Here is a 23,494-nt window from a genome sequence, read left to right as displayed (position 1 = left end):
CCCCATCCGGAATGTGCCCTGAATCCAAGCATCCGCACAGACGGAGACCCCAATGAAGCCCGGCGCCGCCCTGTTGTGGCTGCTGCTGTGCACCTGCATGCCGCTGCAGGCGGCAAACCTGTTTACCCTGCCGCTGCTGGGGGGAGATGGCGAGTCCACCTCCGATACCCAACAGGGCGAGGGAGAGCGCAAACGCAAATTCCGCCTGCTCAAGGAGCGCAAGCAGAGCGAAGAGCCGCTGGTCAAGCTGATCATCGCCGGTGCACCAGAGCCGTTGCAACGCAATATCGAGCTCTATCTGACCCCCCTGCCGCTCTCCGGCGCCGAACGAAACGCCTTTGTCTTTACCCTGGAGGAGCGAGCCCGCAACGCCCTGGCGGCGCTCGGCTACTACAACAGCCAACTGCAGATCGACGTCGACCGCAGCCAGACGATCTGGCCGATCCGCATCCAGGTGACCCCGGGGGAGCCGGTGCGCTACCGCTTTGTGATGCTGTGGCTGGAGGGCGATGCCAAGCAGGATCCGGCCATGGCCGCCCTGGTGGAGGAGGCCGAGATTCGACCCGGCCAGGTGCTTCACCATGGCCACTACCAGCGCCTGAAGAACCGCATCCTCTCCGAAGGGCTGATGCGGGGCTACTTCGACGGCAAGTTCGCCGTCTCCAAGGTGGAGGTCAACCGCGACACCAATGTGGCGGACCTGACCCTGATCTACGACAGCGGCACCCGTTACCGGCTGGGCAGGGTGACCTTTTCCCCCTTCGAGCTGGATCCGGAGCTGCTCGATGCCATGATCCCGTTCGAGAGCGGGGCGCCTTACGCCGCCTCGACCCTGGCCCGGTTCAACTCCAACCTGCTCTCCGCCGGCTATTTCGGAGATGTCCGGGTACTGCCCTACACCGACAGGGCGGTGGATTACCAGGTTCCCCTCGAGGTGCAGCTGTCGCCGGCAGCCCGGCATACGGTGGATCTGGGCCTGGGCTTCACCACCGACACCGGCGCCCGCGCCACGGCCACCTGGCGCACGCCGAAGATCAACGAGGCGGGACACAGCCAGGAGTTGACCCTGGAGCTGTCGAAAAACCCGCAGATGAACTTCCACTACCGCATCCCGCTGGACCACCCGCTCAACGACCTGCTGGTGATCAATGCCCTGGTGGAGCGGGATCAGTACGGCAACATTGACAGTGAGCAGTACGGCTTGCGGGTCGGCCGCCAGACCCGGCTGGGGGATGACTGGTTGCGCAACTACTACCTGAGATGGCTGCAGGAGAGATGGGGGACCGGCGGAGAGGATTTCCAGTCTAAGCTGATACTTCCCGGCCTCAGTTGGTCCAAGACCAAACGCTGGGGCTCGCCGCTGGATCCCAGGCGGGGGTTTCGCCAGATCTACAGCATCGAGGTCGCCTCCGACAGCGCCGGTTCCGACGTGACCCAGGCCCAGTTCAGGGGACAGTTCAAGTGGGTGGACACCCCCTGGGACAACCACCGGGTGGTGCTGCGCTTTGACGGCGGCCTGACCAAGGTGGACAATGCCGACCTGGAGAGGGTGCCGCCCTCCATGCGCTTCTTTGCCGGCGGTGACACCAGCATCCGTGGTTTCTCCTACCAGTCCCTGGGACCCACGGTCGAAGTGATCGACGACGAGGGCAATAGCCGAGATGCGGTGGTGGGTGGCCGCTACCTGGCCGTCGCCAGCTTCGAGTACCAGTACTACCTCAACGACTCCTGGCGCCTCGCCACCTTTATCGATGGCGGCAACGCCTTCAGCACCGACCAGTTCACTGCGGTCTACTCCGTTGGCGTTGGCCTTCACTGGATCTCGCCGGTGGGACCGATAAAACTGGATGTCGGCTACGGCATCAGCGAGGACAATCCCCCCTGGCGCATTCACATCACCATAGGAGCCGACCTATGACCTGGCGTCGTCTCCTCTCCCTGCTACTGGGGCTGCCCTTCGCCCTGCTGGTGGCGGTCGCCCTGCTGGTGGGCACCAGTGGCGGTACCGCCCTGGTGGTCTCCCTGGCAGACACCCTGATACCGGGGCTCTCCATCGACCGGGCCAGTGGCCGACTGAACCGGGATCTGCACCTGTCCGGAGTCCGCTTCCGGGGCGTGGATGGTCTCGACATCACCCTTGACCGGCTCACCCTGGACTGGCGCCCCAGCTGCCTGCTGCAGCAGACCCTGTGCACCGATCGGCTGATGGCCAACGGCGTGGCTGTGGAGGTGGACACCGCCCTGCTAGGAGGCAATCAGCCGGACGAGGCGACGCCGCCAACGGAAGAGGATCCCCGGTTCAGCCTGCCCCTGACCATCAACACCAAGTTGCTGGAGCTGAGCCGGGTGCGGGTACGGGTCAACGACATGCACTTTGCCATCGGCCAACTCTCCGGCTCCGCCCAGTTTGACCCGGTCATGCTTAGGGTCAACCGGCTCACGGCCAGCCAGATCGCGGTCTACATCCCCCTGGAGACCGAGACCATGGCGGATCAAAGTGGCGACAGCGGAGACGAGCCGGAGTGGGCCATGGCCTCCCTGCCCCGGGTCGCCCTGCCGTTTCCCATCGATGCCAGCCATGTCAGCCTCAGCCGGGGCCTGGTGACCGTTGGCAGCCTGGCGCAGCGGCTGGAGCAGGCGGAGTTCGACGCCCATTGGCACGGCACCCTGTTGCAGGTAGACCGCCTGGAGGGGCAGCATGAGTGGGCCGACATCAGCCTGTACGGCAGCCTGGATTTCCAGGGGCCCTGGCCGCTGGACGCCCGGGCCAAGGCAAGGGTTCGCAACCTGCCCTGGACACCCGGGCTCGATGGCCAGCGGCTGAATCTCACCGCCGAGGGCAGCCTGGGTCATCTGGCGTTCGATGTAACCGCCACCGGTCAGCAGCAGGCCCACGCTTCCGGCCAGGTGGCCCTGGCCTCGCCGGCGCTGGAGTATGAGCTGGCACTGAACGGGGAGAGGTTGAGTTGGCCCTTCGGCGACAAACCGGACTACCGGGTCCGCCAGTTGGCCCTGACCAGCCACGGCGACCTGGCACATCAGAGGCTGGTCATCGACGGCAGCAGCCAGCTGTGGGACTACCCCGACTTCAGGCTCCAGGGCGAGCTTGAGCACCAGACCGGTCTGCTGACGGTGCACCAGGCCAGCCTGGAGAGTGAACGTGGTGGCGGCGACCTCAGTGGCCAGCTGCAGTATGGCGAACTGCTCTCCTGGCAGGCACGGCTGAATACCAGGGCCCTGGAGCTGGCCACCCTGAGCCCGCAACTGCCACTGGTGATCAGTGGTCAGGCCGATACCCGGGGGGCCTGGTCGGGGGATCTCTGGTCGGTTCGGCTCAGCAACGCCAGCCTGGAGGGCAGTTTCGAAGCGGATCCCTTTACCCTCAAGGGGGACCTGGCCGCCAGCAGCGACGGCAGGGCCAGTGCCCGTGGGCTGGATCTGCTGTTTCGCGGCAGTCGGCTGACGGCCGACGGCGGCAGCGCCCCCCAGTGGCAGCTGCAGGGCAAGCTTGACGCCAAACAGCTGGAACGCTGGACCCCTGAACTGCAGGGTCAGGCGCAACTGGCGTTTCGCGTCAGCGGCCCCGCCCAGCAGCCGCGGATCGACCTGACGGTGACGGGGCAGCAACTGGCCTTCGACACCCACAGGGTCGGCAGCCTCAATGCCCAGGGCTGGTACCGGCCCCGCCAGAACCACGGCTTCGACCTGAACCTGTCCGCCTCCGACCTGACCCTGGCCGGCGAACGCTTCTCCCTGCTGACCCTGGATGGCGACGGCGATCTCGACGAGCAGAGCGCCATCCTGGGGCTGGAGGGCAACGACACCAACCCCTGGGGCGGGGAGCTGGCCATGGCCGGCAAGCTGGATCCCCGCTTTACCTGGTGGCAGGGCGTCCTCTCCGGCGCCAGGCTCAACACCCCTCTGGGGGTGTGGCAACAGCGGGAAACGGCACCGGTCACCTTCTCCTTCGCCAGTCAGGCGTTCGTCATCAGCGAACATTGCTGGCAGGGTCCGGCGGCCACCCTGTGCCTGCCGATCCCCGCCAACGTCGGCAGCGGCGGGGCGATCAAGATGACCCTGAACGCCGAACTGCCCCGGACCGCCCAACCGCTGCTGCCGCCACAACTCTCCCTGGATACCCGGCTGACCGCCGAGATGGACACCACCTGGCTGCCGGGTCACCTGCCGGAGCTGCGCGCCAGGGTCCACAGCGACCAGGGCCGGGTACTGCTCAAGGCCGACCCCCGCCGCTCCCAGGTGGCGTTGCCCTGGCAGCGGCTGGACCTGAATGCCCACCTCTCCGATGCCGGGCTGGACCTGCTGCTGGAGCTGGATGATGACGCCCCGCTGGTGAGGAGTCGGCTGCACCTGGCCCCCGCCGCCCCCTATGCCATGAGTGGCCAGCTCACCCTGGACAACTTCGATCTCGCTCCCCTGGCCAAGGCCTTGCCGCGGATCGCCACCCTGGAGGGGTTGGTGACCGCCGACCTGGATCTGGGCGGGGATCTGACCACGCCCCTGCTCCGAGGTGAGCTGGCGCTCACCCAGGGGCAGTTGGTGAGCCTGAGCAACCCCACCGAACTGAGCGAGTTGGCCGTCCGCCTGACGCTGGCCGGCCAGCGAGCACAGCTGGAGGCGGAGCTGATGGTGGGCGACGGACCGGCCCAGGCCAGCGGCTGGCTGGACTGGAGCCGGAAGCTGCTGCACGCGGACCTCGAGGTGCTTGGGGATCGGCTCGACATCCTCCAGCCCCCCCTACTGATCGCCGAAGCGTCGCCGAGCCTGAGGTTCCGCAAGGATGACCGGGTGATGGAGGTCTCCGGCAGCATCGACATCCCCAGGGCCAGCCTGACCCTCTCCCAACTTCCCGAGGGGGGCGTGGCCCTGTCCGACGACATCCAGTTCGTGGACAACCGTCCGGATACCGAGGCCGAACCGCCCCCTCCCTTTGCCGTCGATGTCCAGTTGAACGTCGGCGACGAGGTCAGCGTCGAGGGACTTGGGATCAGCGGCTTTCTCGGCGGCCAGCTGACCATGAGGCAGAAGGCCAACCAGACCCCTCAACTGTACGGCGACATCAGCCTGCACCAGGGGCGCTTCGCCGCCTTTGGCCAGAAACTCACCATTCGCCGGGGCAAGGTGCTGTTTAACGGTCCCCCCACCCTGCCCACCCTGGATGTGGAGGCGATACGGGAGATCAAGTCGGAGAACGTCATCGCCGGGGTGCGTCTTTCCGGGGTGGTCACCGAACCGACCATGACCCTGTTCTCCAACCCCTCGATGGATCAGCAGGAGATCCTCTCCTACATCACCCAGGGACGCGGGCTGGGTGGTACCGACAACGGCAACGCCCTGTGGGCATCGGCGGCGGTCAACCTGGGACTGGCCCAGACCGGCGGCATGCTTACCACCCTGGGTGAAGAGCTGGGCTTCAGCGATGTCCGGGTGGGCACCGAGGGCGACGGCGATGACACCCAGGTGGCCATCAGCGGTTACCTGGGGGAGAAGGTGTTCCTCAAATATGGGGTGAACATCTTCCAGCCGATCACCGAGGTCACCGTGCGCTACTACCTGCAGAGCCGGTTGTGGGTCGAGGGGATCAACAACACCCTCAACGACTCCCTGGACATCTACTACAGCTTCGACATTGAGTAGCTGCTGCGCCGCCGACGCGGCCAACTACTACTTTAGAGGTAATTAATAAACCCGTTACTATGAGGTAAGTCTCAGATTAACTGACTGAATACGTAGGACAATAGACAGGTGATTCTCACTGTTGTACCGGAGGCCCCTATGTGGTGGCGAACCCTGCTGATCATCCTTGCCTACCTGGTGTTGGCTGCCCACTTCCTGCGTTATGGCAATGCCCTGGTGGCAGCGCCCATCGCCCTGCTGCCGGCACTGCTGCTGCTGCGCCGTCACTGGTCGGTGATGGTGGTCCAGCTGGGGCTGGTGCTCTCCACCCTGCTGGTGTGGCTGCCGACGGCGCACCGGCTGATCTCCATGAGGCTGGCCTTCGACCAGCCCTGGATGCGGATGGCGCTGATCCTGGGGGCGGTAATGCTGTGTAACCTGCTGATCGCCTGGAGCGCCAACGACCTCAAGGCCAGGTTTCAGCGGTAGAGAAGGGAAAATACCCCCTAGGGGGTAACGAGCCGCTCGGGCCCGCGTGATAAAATTGAGACACTCGCCAGCAATGAGCAGAGTATCATCATTATTTTCCTGCAAGGTTTTGCGAACCGGCTCCTGAAGAGCCGGTTTTTTTATGCTCAGGCGGCCTTGTCGGTCGCCTTGGCAGCAGGCTTCTTTTCGGCGGATTTCACCGCGGGTTTCTTCTTGCCCTTGAGGATAGTGGCCACCTCCTCCTTGCGCTCCGCCAGATAGAGGGCCAGGGCCTCGGCCACAGAGTCCTGCTCCACCAGCCCACTCCCCTGGATCATCGCCTCAAGCTCATCGGCGATATCCAGCATCTTGTCGTAGGCATCGGCTTCCGCTTTACTGGCAAAGGTCATTTTCTCCACTCCATCCCGCTCAACCACATATTTAACGATGACTGCCATTTCGGCTCCCCCAGTCGATGAGTTTTGCGCCAGTCTACCTCAGCACTGTATATAAATACAGACCCTCCCACGCTTCCCTTGATTCCGGTCAATGTCCTGCCGCCGAGATGGCGAGGTAAACATCGGATACTCTGTCAGTTTTTCTTTGCTATGTTATGGTTCAGGAAAGATTCAGAGCAAAGACACTATCCTTAGTGGCACCGGGTAACCGCCCGACACTGGCCAACCATTCGAGGTGACAATGAAGATTCTGGTGATTGAAGACGATGCCCTGCTGCGCCACCACCTTAAGGTCCGCCTGACCGAGATGGGCAATCAGGTGATGGCCTCGGAGTCGGCCGGTGAGGGACGCTACCTGGCAGAAAACTATCCGGTAGACATCGCAGTGGTGGATCTGGGTCTGCCGGACCAGGATGGCATCGACCTGATTCAGCACCTCAGGAACGGCGGCTTCCGCCAGCCCATCCTGATTCTGACCGCCCGGGATCACTGGAAAGACAAAGTGGCCGGGCTCAATGCCGGCGCCGATGACTACCTGGTGAAGCCGTTCCAGGTTGAGGAGCTGATCGCCCGCCTCAACGCCCTGGTGCGTCGCAGTGCCGGTTTCGTCAAGCCGGTGATCCAGTGCGAGCACCTGACCCTGGACATGGCCGCCAAACAGGCGACCCTGGGCGACGCCGAGCTGGAACTGACCGCCTTCGAGTACCAGATTCTGGAATACCTGATGCGCCACCACCAGCAGGTGATCTCCAAGCAGCGGTTACTGGACATCCTCTACCAGGATAAGGAGGGCGACCCCAACACCATCGAGGTGATGATCTCGCGGGTTCGCAAGAAACTGAGCCAGGGCGGTCTGGAAAACCCCATCGTCACCATCCGTGGCCAGGGCTACAGGTTTAATCTGGTATGCGGCTGATCCCCCCCCTGTTCAGCAAACGGCCGCGGCTTCAGCGGCGGCTGATGCTGACCTCGCTGGCGATCATCACCCTGGCCTCCCTGGCCCTGGCCGAAGTGATCAACCAGCAGAAGATCCAGGATTTCTACGTCAACCAGACCAACGACATCATCGCCCGCCTGCCCAGCATCGCCACCGAACTGCGACTGGAGGGGATGCTGCCCAAGAGCAATGAGGCGCTGCAGTCGGAGCCCTCCGCTCAAGCCCGCCGCAGCAGCGATTACCTGCTGATCACCTGTGTCAACGGCATGCGTGACCACTACACCTCCTCCGTGGAAGCGCGTCGCCGGGGGTTGCAGGACAGCTGCGAACGGGTGCGCCAGGCGGCCCGCGATACCAATCCCCCCTACATGGTCACCCTGGCCGACAGCCAGCTGTACGCCGTGGTGCCCATGCCGGTGACCATCGACAACAAGGAGTATGATCTGCTGGTGCTGCGCAATGCCGAGCAGGTGCAGGCGCGTTTGGAGCGCAGCCGGCGGGCCACCTACTTCCGTGTCGGGCTGTTTATTCCCCTCTCCGGCCTGCTGCTGGTGAGCGCCGGCTACTGGGGCCTGCGGCCGCTGCGCCGCCTCTCCGACGAGGTCAAGGGGATCCTCAAGGGGGAGCGGGAGCAGCTGAGTCAGGGCTACCCCACCGAGCTGGAGGAGGTGACCAAGGCCCTGAACGAGCTGATCTCCCAGGAGAAGCACCAGCGCCAAACCTATCAGCACGCCATGAAGGATCTGGCGCACAGTCTCAAGACCCGGCTGGCGGCCACCAATGCCATCATGGAGGACGCCAACCTCAACGAGGGCCAACGCCAGCAGGAGATGCTCTCTCAGTTGGGCCAGATGGACCAGATCATCCAGTACCAGCTGCGCCGGGCCGTCTCCGGCCGCCAGGGCCTAACCCGGGAGCAGGTGGCGATCGCCCCCACCCTGGAGCAGCTCACCGCCATGCTGGACAAGGTGTACCGGGAGAAGCGGGTGACGGTCTCCCTGGAGCTGCAGGAGGCAGCCCGCTTCCCCGGCAACCAGGATGACCTGATGGAGATGATGGGCAACCTGCTGGAGAACGCCTACCGCTTCGCCATCAGCCAGGTCCGGGTCAGCGCCCGGATCGACGGGACCACCCTGATCCTCACCGTGGAGGATGACGGACCTGGGATCGAGCCCAAGATGCGTCAGGCGGTACTTGAGCGCGGTGTCCGCGCCGATCGCCGCAACCCGGGTCAGGGCATCGGCCTGGCGGTGGTCCACGACATCGTCCTCGGCTATGGTGGCACCATGACCATAGGCGACTCCCCGCTGCAGGGGGCGGCGATCGTCATGAGATTCGAAGCCCCGCAGAAGGTGTAGGGGCCGTATCGCACCATTTCGCCACTTTCCCCCTCCTCGGTGAAACAGACCGGCCCCTGGGCCGGTCTGTTTATGGGCAAGAAGAGAACAGTCATGAGGAGAGAAAGATGAAAACGTTATTCCTGGCCAGTGCCGCCGCCCTGTCCCTGTCCGTGTCTGCCGCCACCCTGAACCTGGGTGACAACGTCCGAGTCGTCTCCATCAACGGCAAGAGCGTCCCCGCCTACGCCAGCAAGATCGAACTCGATCCGGGGATCAACAACGTCACCGTCCGTTATGACAGCCTGTTTGAGCAGGATGCCGAGAGTCACTGGTTCATCCGCTCCGAACTGCACCAGCTGACCTTCAAGGCGATGGGCGACGAGGAGTATTTCCTGGACGCACCGGCCGCCGAGTCCGATCAGCAGGGACAGATGTTGGCTAATGATCCGACTTTCACCCTGATGGATGAGTCTGATAATCGGATAGATCATGGCCTAAGATCCCATACCGAACTGCTGAACCAGACCGGTGTTGCCGGCAATCAGTTCTAGACAGTTGAAATTGAAAGCGAATAAAATGCCGGTAGCAAAAATGGCTACCGGCATCTATGAGCAAGACCCTCCAAAAAGTCGCGGTTGATCAACTTCAGGTTGGAAACTACATTCGTCTTCCCATCTCCTGGCGTGACCACCCCTTCATGTTTAACAGCTTTAAGCTTCGCAGCCAGGATCAGATTCAGCTGCTGAAAAAACTGCGCCTGACCCACGTCGTCGTGGACATCAAGCGCAGCGATACCGCCATCCTCAGCGCCCCCGCCCTGCCCGATCTGGCCGATTCTGTGACCGATCTGGAAACGATGAAACAGCAGATGCTGGAGCAGAAGGAGCGAGGGATCAGCGAGCTCAAGGCGTTTCGCAAGGAGTTCAAACAACACGAGCGGGAGTACGCCGACTCCCTGGCCCAGCTGAGGGCCATCAACAAACGCCTGCCCATGAAGCCCATGGAGGGGCTGATGCTCAGCGCCAAGCTGATCAAACAGATGGCGGCCAGTTTGAGCGCCGGCAGCCAGGTGACCCTGCACCTGATGAACGACGACATCCGTCCAGACGACCCCGCCTACCACAGCCTCAACGTGACGGTGCTGGCGATGATGTTAGCCAAGCGGGTGGGGATGAGTGAAGAGGAGATCGCCGTGGTCGGCCAGGGTGGTCTGCTGCACGACTGCGGCAAGCTGCTGCTCCCCAACACCCTGTTGACCAAGAAGCAGCCCTCCAAGGCGGACATCAGGGAGATGCAGCGTCACCCGATTCTCGGCCAGGAACTGCTGCGCAACCAGAGTCACCTGCCCCGCGCCATCACCGCCATGATCAGCCAACACCATGAATTCCTCGACGGCAGCGGCTATCCCAAGGGACTCAGAGGCAGTCACATCGAGCCTCTGGCCCAGCTGATCGCCGTGGTGAACACCTATGATGAGCTGTGTCACCCCAGGGACAAGAGCCGCACCCGGCCCCCGGGTACCGTGCTGGGGATGCTGTACAAGATCTTCGAAGACAAGCTGAACAACCACTATGTGCAGCAGTTCATCAAGATGATGGGGGTCTACCCTCCAGGCAGTGTGGTACAGCTCTCCAGCGGTCAGTTTGGCCTGGTCACCTCGGTGGACTCGGAGAAACTGCTCTACCCCAAAGTGCTGGTCTACGACCCGGCGGTGCCCCGCCAGGAAGCAGCCGCCATCGCCATCGACGACCAGGGGCTGACCATCGAACGCAGCATCCTGGCCTCGGCCCTGACTCCGGAAGCGTTCCAGTACCTGAGCCCCAAGGAACGCATCTCCTACTTCTACGACAGCCGCAATTGACGGTTCCGGGCCGCCCCCTGTCCCATTCTGGGGGTGGACCAAGACCAGCGAAATGCTCCCCGCCGGAGAAAACTGCGCCCCCCAGGGGCGCAGTTTGCGTCTCTCTGCCCGGCTAAGCCGCTCATCTTGCTTCCCTTCTCCCATTTGACCAAAGCGTGATCCAGGTCAATATTTACTCTGTCAGCCGGGTTCAGTTCCTGCCGACCCGGCCCCAGCCTCGCCAGGGAGTGGCGATGGATCAGACAGAGGATGTTTGCCTTTTGACCGGAGGGAAACATGACTGAGTTGCCCACGTTCGACCAGATGATGCACCTGGCCAAAACCGATCCAAAGCAGTTGGAGAGGATTCGTGAGCACGCCATCGATGCCACCATCAACCAGGCGAAAGCGTGCAACCGTGGCGCCCTCAGGGCGTTGCAACACCGCATCGACCTGACACGCAGTCGCGCCAGCAACCCCTATCAGAGCATGGTCGAGATCTCGCGCATGATGCATGATAAGCTCGACCTGTTGAATATCGCGCTCAACCGTCCCGACGAGCTGAGTCGGGGACGGGTGTTGACCCTGACAGGCCCGCACCGGCGACGTGCGGTCAATACCTGATCGAGTCAACGAAATCCACGGAGGGATCTCATGAGAACACTGACTACCGCGCTGCTCCTGCTGCTGTCCGGCTGCAGCGCCAACAGTGATGTGGATTACGACCCCGGTTTTGACTTTACCTCGGTCAACCAGGTACAACTGCTGCCGACCCTGCACCAGAACGAGCCCCTGGCCGCCGAGCGGGCAGAGACGGCCCTCAAAGAGGCGCTAAGCCCCTTGGGCTGGCAGCTTGCCCCCGTCTCCCCCATCAAGGCTCAGATTAGCCTGTGGCAGGAAACAGAGGCCAACGACTCCGGTCTGTCCATCGGCATCGGCGGTGGCCGCAGCAGCGGCAGCACCGCCATCGGCGGCAGCATCTCCATCCCAGTCCCCCCCAGCGAGAGTGACTATCGCAAGATCCGCCTCGACCTGTTCGACGGCAAACGCCAGGTGTGGCGGGCCACCGATGGCTTCAAGATCAGGAAGAATGGCGACGCCCGCTGGCGAGCAGAGCAGACCCGGCAACTGCTGGACAAGCTGCTGTCCCAGATCCCGGGCGCTACTCCAGCTCAGTAAGCTGAACCGACCGGAACCAGGCGCTGCCCGTGGTCTGGCCGGCGTACATTCCCAGCCTCAGTGCGATGGTGATCCAGGTTCGCTCACCAGTGTCGAACGTTACCTGACGATAACGCCACCCCTGGGACCCGAGCATCGGCTCGGTGTGGGTAAAGGAGCCCAGCTCCGGAAGAGACTCCAGTACCGACAGGTTGGCCCCCACGTCGAGCAAATCTATGGTCGGTGTGGTTTTCTGCACCCGGATCCAACCGGACAGCCGGTAGCGGGTGTTGGGGTTGACCACCACCCGCTGTTGCCAGCGGGCATCATTGGGACTCTGCGGATCGATGTGGATGGAGACCGTCTTCCGGGCCTGTGACCAACCGTACTCCACGCCTCCCTGGTTGAAGGAACTCGTCGACCAGCCGCTCGGCATGCCTGTCTCAAACTTTGGGTTTTCAACAAGGTTCACCTGAGCACCGACATCGGGTGCAGCCAAGACTCCCGCCATCGCAGCGAGCGCAATCCATCTGCAGATCATGATGCTTACTCCCATTGAATGAGGCAGTCGACAGAAAAGCGACAAACGGGATTCAGTGTAGAACAGAGACTAGGAATGCACACAGAGTGTGTGACAATTAACAAGTTCTGGAAGTCAAACGCGAGGGGAAAAATGGTGGGTCGTGAAGGATTCGAACCTTCGACCAATTGGTTAAAAGCCAACTGCTCTACCAGCTGAGCTAACGACCCACTGGGGCCCGCCTGAGGCGGAAAAAAATGGTGGGTCGTGAAGGATTCGAACCTTCGACCAATTGGTTAAAAGCCAATTTGTCTAAGTCCGTAAGCCCTTGATTTTATTGAACCCACCTAGTTGAAGTTTCCGATACCCTACCCTGTTTTGGGTTGGTTTCGGGTGACTTCGAGGGCGCATTTTGCAGAGATTGAGGTAGGGTGTCAACTTAGATTTGCTAATGTGGGGTCTGAGTGGGGGATTTTTCCACGAAATGAACCCTTTCTGACCCACCGGAAATTGCAGAGTTTTTGCAGAGAAAATTGCAGAGTCCTTGCAGAATCCATTAGTTTCAATAGCATAAGTTGGCCGGGTGAAATTGCAGAGAGAATTGCAGAGGGGCTGCACAACACATGGAACCATTCAGACTGATCGTTGCGGGCGGCAGGGAGTTCAATGACTACCCCTTGCTCTGTGAGCGCCTGGATCACCTTCTAAGCAGGATTGCCAGGGAACGGGGGGTAATCATCGTCTCTGGTGCGGCGAGGGGCGCTGATAGGCTGGGGAGCGTTACGCTAAGGAACGGGGTTATCACCTGGAGCGCTATCCGGCTGAGTGGGATCTGCACGGTAGGATAAAAGCAGATATGATCAGACGAGCAGGACCGAGGGGATCTCGATAATGGGGTAAGTATTAACCCCACAAAGCCTCCCTGCTTTTCATCCGGTCGCGTAGATTTCCTGAAGTGTTAAAGTCTTCCGAGCCATGAATCCCCTGCTATAGTTTGCAGGGAAGGAGGTGACATAATGGAATATGTAATTGCAATAATTGTCCTGTTCATTGCTTTCTACTTTGGAAAGTTGTTCGCTTACCGCTCTAGGTCAATAGGCTGTGCCATAGAGGCGCTGCAAAGCACCTTTGATACCTATTCTGAAGATGCTGCCCCGTCTCCGCGTTTTATAAAAGGTAGGTTATCTATGGCGTATGATGATCTAAGCCGTAGAGCGGAGACTGCTGACATTAAGGATTACGCCAAGAGAATGTTGGCAGTCAACGACCCTACACCAGAGCATATTGCGATGTTGCTTCTGCTCAAATTAAGCAATGACTTCAAAATGGAAAACTCAAAGACGCAAGACCCAATATTTGATGTTTTGTCAAGTTGGTGTGAAAACGCGCACGGCCATCTTGTTGAAGGCGAAAAAATGAAGGGGCTTAGTTAGTAGGCGCTTCCGATTTGTTGCCTGTTCAGCCAAACCTTTGCTATGCTGAACTCAGCAAAACATATTTCCTCCGATTTATGTAACGCTGAGAAGCCCCGCCTTGTGCGGGGTTTTCTTTTTGCTACTACAATAACTTCCGGTAACTTACACGGAGGTTATTATGAGAATCGCATTCGCGGTAATAGCGGCGGTCGTCCTGGCCGGGTGCGCCAACGGTACGCTGTCAAAGCGCTACACTCAAAGCAACAACCAGTATGCCAATTACACCCCGGCTCAACTGCAAGCACTATACGACCAGCACAAAAATTATTGCTGGGCGGTAGCGCGGAACCAAGCCCCAATGCCTAGCATCGCAAACGGCATGACCACCAGCACAACCAACGGCTATGTAGGGAACACCCCATTTAGCGGCAACACCACCACTTCTAACCAAATGGCGAAGAACGTCGAAATAGGCTGGAAGTCAGCCCAGGCAGCGGGTGATCAGAAAGCGATCAAAGAACACTGCATGGGCCAACTCGGCTGGGTGTTCAGCCACTATGAACGCCGCTAATCCAGATAGTTGTGTTCGTCAAACAACCACAGGCGCTTACTGGGGAGCCCGATCCCTTCCCTAACCCGCTTGTCATAATCGGCTCGGGATCCGAGAGACTGAGCAAGGTTAAGCTTGGTGATCGGATCCTCCGGGTGCTTCCTGTTCCATTCCTTGATCTTGGCTTTGGCCTCTGCGACCAGGGCCGGATCTTCTTCCCGCACTCCGAGGGAATGCAGGTTGATTAAGTTGCTCCGGCGATTGGTCAGCTTGATATCAGAATATAGTCAAATAATTCCAATCAGAAGTCCTTATCAGATAATTCAGTTGGAAAAATGGGGCAACACTAATCTTGATGGAATCACCACCTACCGCAAACCGCCCGTACTTCCAAAGTAAAAATTAGAAATTAATCATAGATGACATTAAATAAATGGGGGGGGAGGTACTCGTTTGCAGGCTATACCCCTTCAAGCGAGCTGGTCGATTTTCACATGAAAAGCGGAGAAGCCAACTGGTAACATACAACAAATAAATATCACTAGAGTCTACCGGCAATAGCCAAGTCGAAGTTCAGCTCCAATTATCCAAAACTTGGACACTGCGCTCTGATACTTCGTCAGGTTCGAATGCCGGGATTGCACTTTCTGGCAGAGATATCCGCAAAAATGCATTCATTATCTCAAGCTGATCATCCGTATATTTCCCATGAACCTTAACCTCAGCACGCCGAACCCAGGTTTCTAGTCTTCTCATATATCCTGCCCCAATTTTTCTTCGATCGCCTTGAGACGCTGTTCAAGCTCAACAGCTTCACGTATCCGTTGTACACCAGTCATACCATCAAGCAAAATCCGGCCCACATCAGCTGGAAGTTGCCCATCGGATACGGCACAAATGACAGATTCAGCAGCATTAATCGGGTCCTCCTGGCTGTAGTTGAATGGGGTTGGGCCTAGCGTAGCCTTTGGTGGAGGAGCGATGTAACGGCTAAACAGAGCCATTGCTGCGGTGTCTCCTTCAGCAACTTTTGACATCAACATTTGGTGTACCAGGTTGATATCAGCATCGTTGAACAATCGGGCAAGTTGTCTCCCCCGATCCTTAAAGCCACGTTTAGCTTTGGCTGCGGTATTACCCGTTATAAAACGTCCCTTTCAATCTCTAGTCATGTTAGCCCCCACCCTACCCACACGACCCTTAGTATACTGCCGTATAGCATAGCTAAATAATATATGTTCACCGGGTACAGCAGCTATTGGTTCATCTATCAATCTTCCAATAACGTTTCACAGTTGAACGTGACAGCGCTAGCTCAGCCATAACTTGAGATTGTGAAAGGCCCCTACCCTTTGCCTTCTGAACAGATAACCGCGTGTTTGTCGCTATCGGGCGCCCTAGGCGTTTACCGCTCAATTTGGCCCGTGTTAAACCGTCCTGTGTGCGCTCTATCAACCGAGCTTTTTCAAACTCGGCAAACGCCGACATCAAGGTCAGTATTAGCTTACCCTCAGGGCCGGATAGGTTGGATATCGGCAGATCCAATGATCTAACCGCGACCCCTTTGGACTGAAGGTGCTTGATGGTGCTCAATACATCAGATACGTCTCTGCCGAGGCGATCCACCTTGAGTACTACCAATTCATCGCCATCCTCAAGGCGTTCTAAGAGTCGCAGGAACTCGGGCCTTTGCAAGGCATTAGTGCCACCAGAAATCGTTTCAGAGACGATTCTGGAGCGTTTCAGGCCAGGGATCTGTTTCAGCAGCTGTTGGCTCTGGTTCTCTGCTGTCTGTTCGGCGGTGGATACTCGGCAATAAGCGAAGATGCGTCCCATGGTGTTCTCCCTGTTGGGTTCAACAATCCTGGGTTAAGCATTGGTCAGGGTCCAACAAAAGTAAAGGCTATATTGATAGACCCTACTGGGCATGGTGTATCGAGGGTCCATAAAACCTTCGTTTGTTGGACTGTCCAAAAAAAAGGAGAAAATTCTGACTCAAAGTAAATTTAAGCTACATAGGGGGAGGTGATTGAATTAGAGGCAATTTTTGTTGTACTGTGGTGCTGTGGTGCTGTGGTGCTGTGGTGCTGTGGTGCTGTGGTGCTGTGGTGCTGTGGTGCTGTGGTGCTGTGGTGCTGTGGTGCTGTGGTGCTGTGGTGCTGTGGTGCTGTGGTGCTGTGGTGCTGCGTTTAACCAAAGGGGCAGGTACTGATTGGAAAATAATCTACCAAATTCCTATCGGCGTACGATTTTTGCCCAGCAAATCGAGGTCATCACTGAATAGCCAGTGGTACCATAATTTTCGTGCATTTCATTAAGAGAAAATAGTGGCAGCCATATCTAATAACGATGCTAGAAAAAACGCGATGGTTAGGCTGTTGTGTGGACAGGAAGTAACTCCTAGCGAAGAAACTGGCGACTTTGATAATGATTTAGATAAAATAATTGCCCATTTATCTAGTTCTATAGAAAATATCTGTGACGAATTAGCTATGGTTTTAAATTCGGAGGATAGAAAATTAAGCTTCTATGGTCCTTATTTGGGTAGGGCAATGTTAGAATTAGGAATGACTTGCTTAGTAGCACGAATTGATCCTTTCCGTGTTTTGGTAATGAAAGGTAAGCAGGTACAAACCAATTATGACTTGGGTAAACCTCACTCTTCTTCAATGAAATGGCAAGGTGATGTTGTTGATGAAGATGTTAATGATCTTTGGTCTGACAAATCATTAAAAAACCCCACCAGAGCCTTATTAGGAAGGTATCAGACGGAGTTAACACTAATCAGCGCGGCTGAAAAAATGATAGATGATCTTGAAGAGAGCATTGTCGGCGAAAAATATGACCTTTTAACTGGTCGTGATGCTGTAGGTCATATTGGAGAAATAAAATCAAAAACTAACAGATGTTTTTCATCATTTTCGAAAGGTATACATCAAGAGCTTTTAGTTCCTATTGATTCGTTGTTAGACAGAGATACGGTTGTGGGATTACTAAATGATGCATTTTATGTTTTGTCTACGTTAGGCTTGATTATGTCACATGTGCCATACGCATATAACAATTGTAATGTGGACGATTGCCAACAAATGTATTCCGTTGTTGAAGATATAGAGGTGCAAGAACATGCAGCATGATGTGACAGAAAGTAATGCACTAGTACTTGCGGCGGAAGATTTTGATGATGTTGAATTTCAGAATTATCATTATTTTACCAGTCAGGACAAAAGATGTATATCAAAACTCCGTGCGCATGGTCCAGTGTTATTGAAAGGAGCAAGGGGTAGCGGAAAGAGTGCTCTGATGATCGAGGCCGTATCGGGATTGTTTCCGGCAAATAGGTCCGGGAGTGCTATCGGGATATATGTCAGCCTTAGAAATTTGGATTTACTTCGTGCCAGCGGTTCTGAATATATAGAGCTTTTTTGCTCATTGGTGGTTAATAGAATAAATAGCACTCTGGGAGACGAGGCAGTTATTTCTGGAATCAAGTCCGTTTCTGAACTTCAGAGTGAGTTAACATCGCTATCCAGTCGATATGGCAAAAGATTAGTTTTATTGTTTGATGATGCGGCTCACATCGGCCGCGAGATGAGTCTCTCTGAGTTCTTTGATATTTTCCGTACATTATCTAATAGTTCGATTTCATGTAAAGCATCAATTTATCCTGGTGTTACTAGGTTTGGTACTCGCTTTGATGTCTATAACGATGCTACCGTGATAGAGGTAAACAGATCCGAATCTGCTGATGACTTTTCCGCTGTTTTTGAAGAGGTGATAAACAGAAGGTTTTCTGAATCACTTCCCGGTGAGAAATTTAGCTCTGCGCTTCCAAGGCATTCAGTATCTAAGTTTCTTGGCATTTCAGTCCTTGGTAATATGAGGGCCTTCATATATGCGTGCAATCAACTTGTATCGCAAGTTGGCCAGGATAAAGTGATAACAGTAACGCATTTGTCAGAAGCGTTAAAAGCGTTGTCTCAAAACTATTTTTGGCCCCTGCTGGAAGAGGTTGCACCAAAGTTGGGAATGTATCGCCCCATGGTGGGGCCTGCAGAAGAAGTGGCTGAACTGTTATTTGAGCGCTCAGGTGCAAAGGGAGAGCGTTCAGTTATCATTCTTAGAGAAATTGCGCAGCGGTTATCAAAGCCTTTGGAAATACTCGAGTATTCAGGATTTTTGTCCAGAAAGGAAGTGTCTCGCTCCATGAAATCTAGAGGAAGAGGTACGCGATACATATTGAATTTATGTAACGTCTCTGAGTTCTTGGATAAAGGCAAGGTGATGCAGTCAAATATTGATAAATGGATGGAAGGAGATGACGAATCAATTGAGTTTCATCGAGGAAGTGAACTTTTCGATTTGAATCTTCCCGAGGTGGATAATAATGATGAAATCGATATTCTCAAAATGGATATTGATTCTCTTAAACAATCAAATGCATATCCTTATGGGCTGACGGATTCCAAAATTGAGATATTAAAGGAAAATAATATTTGTACAATTGAGGACTTGGTTATGGCCAAAGATGAGTTTTTGATATCTCTACCTACCGTTGGCGAAGTGTTTCTTAAAAGGTTTAGAAGTACAGCAAATCAGGCAATATGGATGTGATGCTTGAGCTGGATTCATTTGTTAGGGGCCTAGTCGGCCCCACAATTCTGCTGAACTATTTGGGGAATGTTTGAAAAGGTTTACTGCTACGACGTGAAAATGGGTGGCAAAGTCAAATCGAGTAAAATGCGATGAACAGCCTCCAAAAACAGCTGTTAGTTGTTGAGAGAATAAGATGAAATTTATTTACGAGTCAATGGTGGTTGTTGGGAGTTCCCTATTGGCGTATGGATTCAATGTTCCGTGGACTTCATACGATGAGGCTGAAACAAAGAGAATTGATGCCATTGTGCAAGTGGAAAAATCTGCATTTGCCTATGGGGAGTACGCCCGAGTAGTAAATTCACGAATAGATTTATATAATTCGTGTGTAAAGCAAGGAGAACAGTGCAATATAAATAAAATAGCGCAAGAAATCTTGAGTGATGAGCCTAATTCTAGAGAATTAGCTATCCATTCTCATGACTTGCTAATGGAAAGTCAGAGGATTGCACACCTAGCTGTACATTACGAAAAAATGAAAGAAATCTGGATGGTTGTGGGCATATTCTCCTGCCTAATGGGTGCCGGGCTGCTTTTCTTTGGGTTCAGCAATATTCGCAGGGATAAACAGCTAGGAAAGCAAAGAAACAGTTCATGAGGCTCTTGGTCTGGAACACAATTTTTTAGATTGCTGTTTATGGTGTTAATTGTCACTCCCTTAAACGGCAAGTAGGTGGCGGAAGTATCCTTTAGACTGGCATGGTGGCGATTGCTTGTTATCATAATTGATAGGAAGATGCTCTGAAGCCTGTTGTTCGAATGGTTGCTGACCGCTCGAGCGTTGAGCCGATGTTTTAGTTCCCCCCTTATCTAATACTTAGTGGCATTTACGGTAACTATCCTTACTTAATGATATCTTTGGTCTATGGATAGTTACAGGACAGTGCAGAAAGGGACCTGAACGGATTCAGGGAGCTGCATGTCGATTCGCGAGGGAATGCGTATGCTCCTGTTTGGTGGTTTCTTTGCAACGCTCTGTCACTTAGCTTTGATTTACGAAGTGGTGTCTGACAGTCACCTTAACACGGTTATAGGCACAGACAGCTTGTTGGTGTTGATTGTTGCCCAGTGTCTGTCTTTAGCTGTGATCATTTGGCACGTGCTGCGGTCGCCAGGGTAAGTCGGCTGATGACGAGGGTAGGGAAGCGGAAACAACGTGTTGATTTCTATCTTTTCGTGTAGGCATGCCTTTCTCTAATATAATTTCCAACTCTCTTAGAATGGGGCGAAATAAGTTCGCCCCTATATGATTTATTTAAGAAGGTGGAACATTCCAACTCTATCATTGAATGAAAATACAGCAACTGCTTGGATGTCATCCAGCCATGCCATGATCACATCACGTTCACCGCTATACTCGTCGCAGTTAAAAACCGTGATTTCTCCTTCGTAGAATATTGAGTATCTAACCTGTTGCTTAACAGATCCTTGAACTTGGCACCCATATATGTCGGAACCGGATATTTCTCCGTCTTCGTCGATAACGTACGAGCTAATGCCATCTGCGGCATCGACCCAAGTGCCAGCTAGATCGGCTAAGTCTTTATCTGGTAGGGGTACATATTCAGCATGAAGGGTTCCTTCTCCTATGCCTGTGACACTAAAAGTAGCATCTATTGTCTCGGAAGTTATAGTGCCAGAATCTATTTTGCCGTTATATATAGACCCTTGATAATAGTGTTTTCCGGTGCCAGATATGTCAGTGCCTATTGGGCCGCCGAGGCTATAATTATAAATTGCCACTTCACCATATTGACTAAATACAGCCATCCTTTCTGGAGTTAAGATGCCAAAGCTTAAGATGGAGTTGCCAGCCATAGTTGTTTCAATATCATAGGCACCGAAAGCTTGCTCCATAGGATCTCCAGGACCTATTTTATTGTTATCGTCTCCGCCTCCGCCACCACATGCTGTTAAAGAAAGTACGGTAATTAGTGCGAAAATATGTGATTTCATCGATTATCTCCCTTTTTGCCTGATGATTAGGCAGGCTCTGATTGTTTATCTTCCGTGACCATCAAGCTTTATTGCATACGATGGCGTAACCAATGCGCGGTAGGTAAAGAACCTTTTGACGCTGAACAACAAACTGCCGTAGCACCCAAATTTGGTGCTTAGCTATCCTACGGCTTTGCGCTTAGTGCACCTTAACTTGTTGTTGGCTAATCAGTCTGTGTGAAAGATCAACCAATTGTTAAATGAGCTTTGCATTCAGGTTGCGGCGTGGTGCCTGTTTCATCTGCTTGATGAGGTTACGTTGGAATAGTGGTACAGTGAGTGGGACATTTGGACTTAAACGGCCAGGTTCAGCTGAGTGCGGAATTTGGCCCCCGGTCCTCTCGCAATGCTAATTCGTTTACCTGGTCAGGCCCGGAAGGGAGCAGCCAAGGCGGGTGACGCATGTGCCGGGATGTGGCTGGGGGCGTCACTCAAGAAGGTGTCAATTCTGCTCAGTGATACAGAGCTTCATCCAATCAGCACTCGATTCTCTCCATAGGTCAACTACAGCAAGACCTTTTCTTCGTTATCTACAGCCTTGCCCGCAACCGCGTTAGGGCACTCTAAGATTTCCAAAGTAACCTTACCTGTGGTTGCTTGAGCATTCCCTTTTTAACGAGCCAATCTCTTTATCACCTAACAGGCTATATTCAGCCTGCCGCCCAACGGTGTTGTCTGGACCGAAACGGTATCAAATACGTTGAAGGTCAAGACGGGCACTTTGCTACAACGTGGGGTGCGGTAGAGGCAGCTTTAAGGGTACTCCCCGGCTCCTCTGTTCTTTAAAAACCTAGTAACCATGCGGCTTACAGACGCGAATTGCAGAGGCTTTGCAGAAATTTTGCCGAGCCTTTTGCAGACGAATTGCAGACGAATTGCAGAGATTTTGCAGAGCTTCCCCGGCTTCCGGGGGATTGCAGAAGGATTGCAGAAGGATTGCAGAGTAGCCCTGTAGGCCCCATCAACATGGAGATCAACAATGGGTAGAAAATCCGAAAGTTGGAAACGTCCTGACTGGCTCCCAACCGGGATATCCAAGAATGGAAACCTGTACTACTGGCGGCCAGGTGGCGGCTTACCTTCCGTGAAGCTCTGTTCTGTGAAGTCCAGCCGAACTGCTGTTGAACGGGCCTTTGCTCACGCTAAGGCACAAGCCTCCGGCCAGAGAACTTTTGATGACCTGTTCGCCAAACATGCGGATATCTTCAAAGGCTCTAAAGCGACCTTGGCAGATATGGCGAATTACTACCGCTGCTATATCGAACCCCAGTGGCAGTTCCGGGATCCTGACTCCATTACCCACATCGACCTGAACAACTGGTTTGATGAGCTTCAGAAGGAACGAAGCCACAGCGTAGCCAAGAATGTGCGCTGCTATCTGGGAATGGTTTACAAGATGGGCATGAGCCGTGGGTGGTGCAAAACCAACCCGGTGAAACTGACCGAGACTATCAAGCTCTCCAAGGAGGAGAAGATAGCCAAGGCAGAAGCCAAGCGGAAACGCCCTCAGTTAAGCTGGGAGGAGTTCGACAAGGTGTATGACCTAGCTACCCCTCAGATTAAGATCATCATGCTTCTGGGCGCTCTGTGTGGCTTACGCCGTACTGATTGTGCAGAGGTGAAGCTGGAGGATCTGGAGGATGATGGGATCTACGTTCTGCAATCGAAGAACCTTGTCCAGCAGGTGAAGGGTTGGAATGCCCGCTTGCGTGAGGTTCTGGAACTCCACAAGCAGCAGCCGCTTAGGGGAAAGCCGGAAACCGTGGAGAAGAACAGGGCTAAGATCACCACCCTGCTCTATGGGCAGTATGGGCAACCGTACAGCGCAGCCGGGATCAGCAACCTTTGGAACAAGTTCAGAGAGAAGCTGAGGGATGAATACGATATTGATCTCTGGTGGGCACCGCATGAGCATAAGCGGTTCTTTAGCACTGAGTTGTATCAGGAAACCGGCGACCTTAACGAAGTCGCCAAGGCCACCGGAAACAACGATGTTGCTACGCTCAAGCGGAGTTACATCCAGGGGATCCCTGTCGTAACCACCATTGACGGTAGCGCTGGGCAAAGTGTTGAGGCTGGAATCTCTTGGCAGGGGTTCAGCTACAACACCGAAATCAGCTACGCCGTTGCATAAGGAAATCTAACGTAAGATAGGAGGGGTTGCCACTGCGCAGCCCCTTTTTTTTGGGACCAATTTGCAGACTGCAATTCTCTGCATGCAGAAAATTGCAGAGGGGGGTTTGAAAACCAGCAGTCAAATCGGGCTGTAGCCCTTGGTATGACTGGGTTTGAAGATGGTGGGTCGTGAAGGATTCGAACCTTCGACCAATTGGTTAAAAGCCAACTGCTCTACCAGCTGAGCTAACGACCCACGGGGTTCCGCCTGAGGCGGAGAGAAGTGGTGGGTCGTGAAGGATTCGAACCTTCGACCAATTGGTTAAAAGCCAACTGCTCTACCAGCTGAGCTAACGACCCACTGAGATTTCACCTTGGAAGGAGAAGTGGTGGGTCGTGAAGGAT

22 protein-coding genes, 4 tRNA genes and 1 other RNA gene are annotated in these 23,494 nt (G+C 55.2%); 18 read left to right on the top strand and 9 right to left on the bottom strand.

The annotated features are described in order from the left end of the window. The first annotated feature begins 52 nt into the window (after positions 1-52). The 3 genes from FCL40_RS17215 to FCL40_RS17205 all read left to right on the top strand — a co-directional run bounded on the left by FCL40_RS17215 (position 53) and on the right by FCL40_RS17205 (position 6,123). Positions 53-1,918 (top strand): autotransporter assembly complex protein TamA, encoded by a 1,866-nt coding sequence (locus tag FCL40_RS17215; protein ID WP_136854527.1) that lies wholly within the window; start codon positions 53-55, stop codon positions 1,916-1,918. Further along, positions 1,915-5,655 carry an autotransporter assembly complex protein TamB gene (gene tamB, locus FCL40_RS17210; protein ID WP_136854526.1) on the top strand — a complete coding sequence of 1,247 codons (3,741 nt, stop codon included), beginning with the start codon at positions 1,915-1,917 and terminating at the stop codon, positions 5,653-5,655. Before FCL40_RS17215 ends, tamB begins: the two co-directional genes overlap by 4 nt. 138 nt (positions 5,656-5,793) lie before the next feature. Beyond that, on the top strand, positions 5,794-6,123 hold the full coding sequence (locus tag FCL40_RS17205; RefSeq protein ID WP_136854525.1) for a hypothetical protein: 330 nt from the start codon (positions 5,794-5,796) through the stop codon (positions 6,121-6,123). A gap of 146 nt (positions 6,124-6,269) precedes the next feature. On the opposite strand, the gene FCL40_RS17200 is transcribed toward FCL40_RS17205, so the two are convergent. Next, entirely contained in the window at positions 6,270-6,560 is a 291-nt protein-coding gene (locus FCL40_RS17200; RefSeq protein ID WP_136854524.1) for a YebG family protein, read from the bottom strand. 241 nt (positions 6,561-6,801) lie between these two features. On the opposite strand from FCL40_RS17200, the gene FCL40_RS17195 reads away from it, so the two are divergent. The 6 genes from FCL40_RS17195 (at position 6,802) to FCL40_RS17170 (ending at position 11,856) form a co-directional block, all read left to right on the top strand. Further along, complete coding sequence (locus FCL40_RS17195) at positions 6,802-7,476, top strand: response regulator (protein WP_136854523.1); 675 nt, start codon at positions 6,802-6,804, stop codon at positions 7,474-7,476. Then, the gene (locus FCL40_RS17190; protein ID WP_136854522.1) at positions 7,467-8,855 is read left to right on the top strand and encodes an ATP-binding protein; all 1,389 of its coding nucleotides are present in this window, start codon (positions 7,467-7,469) and stop codon (positions 8,853-8,855) included. The genes FCL40_RS17195 and FCL40_RS17190 overlap by 10 nt, the downstream gene beginning before the upstream one ends. Positions 8,856-8,962: 107 nt before the next feature. Next, complete coding sequence (locus FCL40_RS17185; protein ID WP_136854521.1) at positions 8,963-9,388, top strand: DUF2057 family protein; 426 nt, start codon at positions 8,963-8,965, stop codon at positions 9,386-9,388. A gap of 56 nt (positions 9,389-9,444) precedes the next feature. Continuing rightward, positions 9,445-10,698, top strand: coding sequence for an HD-GYP domain-containing protein (locus tag FCL40_RS17180; RefSeq protein WP_136854520.1), 1,254 nt, complete (start codon positions 9,445-9,447; stop codon positions 10,696-10,698). A gap of 276 nt (positions 10,699-10,974) precedes the next feature. Further along, entirely contained in the window at positions 10,975-11,301 is a 327-nt protein-coding gene (locus FCL40_RS17175) for a DUF3135 domain-containing protein (protein ID WP_136854519.1), read from the top strand. Between the two features lie 30 nt (positions 11,302-11,331). Beyond that, the gene (locus FCL40_RS17170; RefSeq protein ID WP_136854518.1) at positions 11,332-11,856 is read left to right on the top strand and encodes a DUF4136 domain-containing protein; all 525 of its coding nucleotides are present in this window, start codon (positions 11,332-11,334) and stop codon (positions 11,854-11,856) included. On the opposite strand, the gene FCL40_RS17165 is transcribed toward FCL40_RS17170, so the two are convergent. The 3 genes from FCL40_RS17165 to FCL40_RS17155 form a co-directional block, all read right to left on the bottom strand. Next, a complete protein-coding gene (locus FCL40_RS17165; protein WP_136854517.1) occupies positions 11,840-12,271 on the bottom strand; it encodes a hypothetical protein in 432 nt (143 codons plus the stop codon). The genes FCL40_RS17170 and FCL40_RS17165 overlap by 17 nt on opposite strands. Before the next feature lie 238 nt (positions 12,272-12,509). Further along, positions 12,510-12,585, bottom strand: a tRNA-Lys gene (locus FCL40_RS17160). Between the two features lie 28 nt (positions 12,586-12,613). Further along, a tRNA-Ser gene (locus tag FCL40_RS17155) sits at positions 12,614-12,683 on the bottom strand. Positions 12,684-12,978: 295 nt separating this feature from the next. Here FCL40_RS17155 and FCL40_RS18940 point away from each other — a divergent pair. From FCL40_RS18940 to FCL40_RS17140, 3 genes are all read left to right on the top strand, one after another. After that, positions 12,979-13,203 (top strand): SLOG family protein, encoded by a 225-nt coding sequence (locus FCL40_RS18940; protein ID WP_136854516.1) that lies wholly within the window; start codon positions 12,979-12,981, stop codon positions 13,201-13,203. Between the two features lie 168 nt (positions 13,204-13,371). After that, positions 13,372-13,788 (top strand): hypothetical protein, encoded by a 417-nt coding sequence (locus FCL40_RS17145; protein WP_136854515.1) that lies wholly within the window; start codon positions 13,372-13,374, stop codon positions 13,786-13,788. A gap of 160 nt (positions 13,789-13,948) precedes the next feature. Beyond that, positions 13,949-14,341 carry a hypothetical protein gene (locus tag FCL40_RS17140; RefSeq protein WP_136854514.1) on the top strand — a complete coding sequence of 131 codons (393 nt, stop codon included), beginning with the start codon at positions 13,949-13,951 and terminating at the stop codon, positions 14,339-14,341. A 731-nt stretch (positions 14,342-15,072) separates the two neighbouring features. On the opposite strand, the gene FCL40_RS17135 is transcribed toward FCL40_RS17140, so the two are convergent. Both FCL40_RS17135 and FCL40_RS17130 read right to left on the bottom strand, forming a co-directional pair. Further along, on the bottom strand, positions 15,073-15,399 hold the full coding sequence (locus FCL40_RS17135; protein ID WP_136854513.1) for a hypothetical protein: 327 nt from the start codon (positions 15,397-15,399) through the stop codon (positions 15,073-15,075). A 184-nt stretch (positions 15,400-15,583) separates the two neighbouring features. Beyond that, complete coding sequence (locus FCL40_RS17130; protein ID WP_136854512.1) at positions 15,584-16,156, bottom strand: recombinase family protein; 573 nt, start codon at positions 16,154-16,156, stop codon at positions 15,584-15,586. 491 nt (positions 16,157-16,647) lie between these two features. Between FCL40_RS17130 and FCL40_RS17120 the strand changes: the two genes are divergently transcribed. The 3 genes from FCL40_RS17120 (at position 16,648) to FCL40_RS17110 (ending at position 19,574) form a co-directional block, all read left to right on the top strand. Further along, entirely contained in the window at positions 16,648-17,457 is an 810-nt protein-coding gene (locus tag FCL40_RS17120) for a hypothetical protein (RefSeq protein ID WP_136854510.1), read from the top strand. Beyond that, positions 17,447-18,934, top strand: a complete 1,488-nt coding sequence (locus FCL40_RS17115; RefSeq protein WP_136854509.1) for a P-loop NTPase family protein — start codon at positions 17,447-17,449, stop codon at positions 18,932-18,934. The genes FCL40_RS17120 and FCL40_RS17115 overlap by 11 nt, the downstream gene beginning before the upstream one ends. A gap of 175 nt (positions 18,935-19,109) precedes the next feature. Continuing rightward, positions 19,110-19,574, top strand: coding sequence for a hypothetical protein (locus FCL40_RS17110; RefSeq protein ID WP_136854508.1), 465 nt, complete (start codon positions 19,110-19,112; stop codon positions 19,572-19,574). A 653-nt stretch (positions 19,575-20,227) separates the two neighbouring features. On the opposite strand, the gene FCL40_RS17105 is transcribed toward FCL40_RS17110, so the two are convergent. Beyond that, entirely contained in the window at positions 20,228-20,932 is a 705-nt protein-coding gene (locus FCL40_RS17105; RefSeq protein WP_136854507.1) for a hypothetical protein, read from the bottom strand. 372 nt (positions 20,933-21,304) lie between these two features. On the opposite strand from FCL40_RS17105, the gene ffs reads away from it, so the two are divergent. From ffs to FCL40_RS17090, 3 genes are all read left to right on the top strand, one after another. Beyond that, an RNA gene (gene ffs / locus FCL40_RS17100) (signal recognition particle sRNA small type) lies at positions 21,305-21,401 on the top strand. A 170-nt stretch (positions 21,402-21,571) separates the two neighbouring features. Further along, positions 21,572-21,760, top strand: coding sequence for a DUF4224 domain-containing protein (locus tag FCL40_RS18935; RefSeq protein WP_136854506.1), 189 nt, complete (start codon positions 21,572-21,574; stop codon positions 21,758-21,760). A 193-nt stretch (positions 21,761-21,953) separates the two neighbouring features. Further along, positions 21,954-23,108, top strand: coding sequence for a tyrosine-type recombinase/integrase (locus FCL40_RS17090; protein ID WP_136854505.1), 1,155 nt, complete (start codon positions 21,954-21,956; stop codon positions 23,106-23,108). 161 nt (positions 23,109-23,269) lie between these two features. Here FCL40_RS17090 and FCL40_RS17085 read toward each other — a convergent pair. Beyond that, positions 23,270-23,345, bottom strand: a tRNA-Lys gene (locus FCL40_RS17085). Between the two features lie 28 nt (positions 23,346-23,373). Beyond that, positions 23,374-23,449, bottom strand: a tRNA-Lys gene (locus FCL40_RS17080). Positions 23,450-23,494 lie beyond the last annotated feature (45 nt).

The organism is Ferrimonas sediminicola, assembly GCF_005116715.1.
Classification (GTDB): Bacteria; Pseudomonadota; Gammaproteobacteria; order Enterobacterales; family Shewanellaceae; genus Ferrimonas; species Ferrimonas sediminicola.
This window is presented reverse-complemented; position numbering and strand designations above follow the sequence as displayed.